Source organism: Sulfurimonas sp. (assembly GCF_032250635.1).
GTDB lineage: Bacteria > Campylobacterota > Campylobacteria > Campylobacterales > Sulfurimonadaceae > Sulfurimonas.
Genome location: NZ_JAVVFL010000227.1, coordinates 1 through 3,156, shown reverse-complemented (window position 1 = coordinate 3,156; position 3,156 = coordinate 1). Strand labels below are relative to the sequence as shown.

The 3,156-nt window shown below is 39.1% G+C and carries 3 protein-coding genes; all 3 read right to left on the bottom strand.

Features of this window, described 5'->3' with window-relative positions; genetic code table 11:
* The coding region (locus RQ763_RS11020) for a response regulator (protein WP_314153018.1) at positions 1 to 384 on the bottom strand (384 nt) is incomplete at its 3' end.
* A gap of 1 nt (position 385) precedes the next feature.
* On the bottom strand, positions 386 to 1,585 hold the full coding sequence (locus RQ763_RS11015; protein WP_314153016.1) for a PAS domain-containing sensor histidine kinase: 1,200 nt from the start codon (positions 1,583 to 1,585) through the stop codon (positions 386 to 388).
* 6 nt (positions 1,586 to 1,591) lie between these two features.
* On the bottom strand, positions 1,592 to 3,156 hold a 1,565-nt coding region (locus RQ763_RS11010), incomplete at its 5' end, for a DNA polymerase (protein WP_314153015.1).

Here is a 3,156-nt window from a genome sequence, read left to right as displayed (position 1 = left end):
TCCTATTTTTGGAGTTATACTCTCTATATACTCCAAAACTTCATCCGGATCAAAAGGCTTTAGGAAGTATTTGTTTATTCCGATGTCTATCGCACTAAAGAGCTTCTCTTTCTCACTAAATGCACTAAGAATTATGATGGGGGTTTTGGGACTTATCTGCTTTATCTCTTTTGCCATATCAAGCCCCGATAGTCTGGGCATCATTATGTCGGTTATAACAATATCGGGTTTGATTTTTTTAAAAAATTCTACCCCCTCTACTCCATCTGTCGCTACAATAAAACTGTGAAAATTATCGCCGATAGCTTCTTTTAAAAGTCTTGCGAGATTCTCTTCATCCTCTACAAGCAAAACCTTAATCTCTTTTAACGCTCTGTTTTTCATATTACCTCAATGGAATTTTTATGCTAAATGTCGTAGAGTTTTTCTTACTCTTAACATCAAGAGTTCCGCCAAGCCCCTGCTCGCAAATCATTCTTGACATAAAAAGTCCCAAACCGGTTCCTCGGCTCTTATGTTTTGTCGTAAAATATGGCTCAAAAATCTTCTCTAGATTCTCTTTAGCTATTCCGCCTGCATTGTCTTGCACCTCTATAACGGCAAAACTGTTCTCTTTTTTTGTCGTGATGGCTATCTCTCTAAGAAGTATACTGTTATGGATAAATGCGTCTTTTGAGTTGTTGATAAGATTTATAATGACCTGCGTTAGCTCATTTGTAATCCCCAACACATCAATATCTTCAAAATCCGTCTTTATAATTATCATCTCATCATTTATCATATTCTCTAAAAGTACAATCGACTCTTGGATGCTCTCGCTTATATTAAAATAGTACTTCTCCTTATCGGGAGAGAAAAAGTTTGTAAAATCATCTATGGTTTCAGACATGTTTTTTATAATATGCTTACTCTCTGCATAAAATTTTGTTGCATCATCCTCACTGCCGTTTTGCAGAGCCTTTTTGATGTTAAACATCGCCAAAGAGAGTTCCGTAAGCGGCTGTCTCCACTGATGTGCAATATTTGCAAGCATCTGACCAAGACTTGCATGTCGTGATTGCCAGAACATAACACGCTGCCTCTCCTCATTTTTTGCAATCTCCTCTTGCACACGCTGCTCTAGCGTCTGATTTAACTCTTTTAACTCTCTGGTCTGCTCTTCTACCATCTTCTCTAAACTTCTGTTTAGCTCCTCATACTGAGCCTCTTTTTTCAAAAGCTCTTCTCTTAAGAGCATCTCTTTTGTTGCGTCGTATCTTATTGCTATATATTCGACTATATTTTGGCTCTCATCAAGAATCGGGATTATTGTAGTGTTTACGTAGAATGTGCTACCGTCTTTTGCCAGGTTTTTAACGGTAGCTTTATATATGTTTTTGTTTTTTATAGTCTCCCAAAGAAGTTCAAACTTCTTGCTCTCTACATCGGGGTGTCTTACAATGTTGTGGTTTTTGCCAAGAAGCTCATCTTTTGAGTAACCGCTGATTTCACAAAACTCATCGTTTACAAATGTTATTATTCCATTTACATCCGTTTTTGAGATTATGTTGCTCTTCTCAATCGCCTCTTTATACTGTTTTAACATGCAGCACTACTTTAACTCACTCCAGTTATCTCCGATATTCATGCTTGTCTTTAGAGGAATACCCAGCTCCATTATGCTCTCCATAATATCTTTAAATCTCTCTCCCAAAGAGTCGGCTTTTTCTTCATCTACTTCAAAAATAAGTTCATCATGTATCTGAAGAAGCATCTTTGCATCAAGTTTTTCATCCTCGATTACTCTGTGTATTTTATTCATGCTCAGTTTTATAAGGTCACTCGCACTCCCCTGAAAAACGGTGTTAACAGACTCCCTCTCATAGGCAGCTTTAAACATAGGCGCAGCATTTTTGTAGTCAAAGTATCTTCTGCGCCCCAAAAGAGTCTCTACATATCCCATCTCTTTGGAGTCCTCGACTATTTGACGAAAGTAGGCTCTGACACTAGGAAAGCTGTTAAAGTACTTCTCTATTATCTCTTTTGCCTCTTTTGTAGTTATGCCAAGAGTCTCGGATAGTTTTTTCTGCCCCATGCCGTAAAGAAGCCCGAAGTTTACGGTTTTTGCAATGTTTCTTTTTGCATCTGCCTCATCCTCGCCAAAAAGAGCCACCGCAGTTTGGCGATGAATATCTTTGTCGCTCTTAAACGCATCCACCAAAACCTCATCTTTAGTAAAGTGCGCAAGAAGTCTAAGCTCAATCTGGGAGTAGTCTATGCCTATAAGCTTTTTACCCTTTGGCGCAACGAACGCTTCTCTTATTTTTGTGCCAAGTTTTGTTCTTGTGGGAATGTTCTGCAGGTTTGGATTTTTTGAACTTAGTCTTCCCGTTGCAGTTCCGGTATGTACGAAAGAGGTGTGGATACGCCCCTCTTTATCCTCGCGACTCAGCTTTATAAGAGGCTCTATATAGGTTGAGAAAAGCTTATAAACCTCACGATACTCCAAAAGATGAGGAATAATCTCATGCTCATCTTTTAGTGAACTTAGAACCTGCTCATTTGTCGAGTATCCGGTTTTTGTTTTTTTGCCGGTAGGAAGACCCAAGTTCTCAAAAAGTACAACACCGAGCTGCTGCGTGGAGTTGATGTTGAACTCTCTATTTGCCAAAGCGTAAATCTTGCCTGTCAACTCATTTAGGGTCTCTTTTACCTCAACTAAAAACTTCTCTAAAAACGCGCTATCAAGAGCTATACCCTCTCTCTCCATTTTCAGAAGTGTTTGAATAAATGGAAACTCTACCTCTACCGCCTCTTTGATGAGATGTTTTGCACCTTGAAGCTCTAATTTTTCCAAGAGAAGATGATATAGTTTCAGCGTTATAACGGCATCTTCGGCAGCATAGTTGCACGCATCTTCAAGCGCAACGCCTGCAAATGTCTCACCCTTTTTTACCGTCTCTTTAAAAGAGAGCATTTGATGCCCTAAAAGCTTATCTGAGAGCTTGTCAAGTGAGAGAGCACCCTCAGGGTCCACAAGCCATGCAAGTATCATCGAGTCGGCAAAAATCTCCAACTTACTCTCTTGTAAAAATCTGCATACAAAATGCAGATCAAACTTTATGTTGTGCCCGACTACATGTGACTCAAATATCTTTCTTATAGCCTTTATAGCAT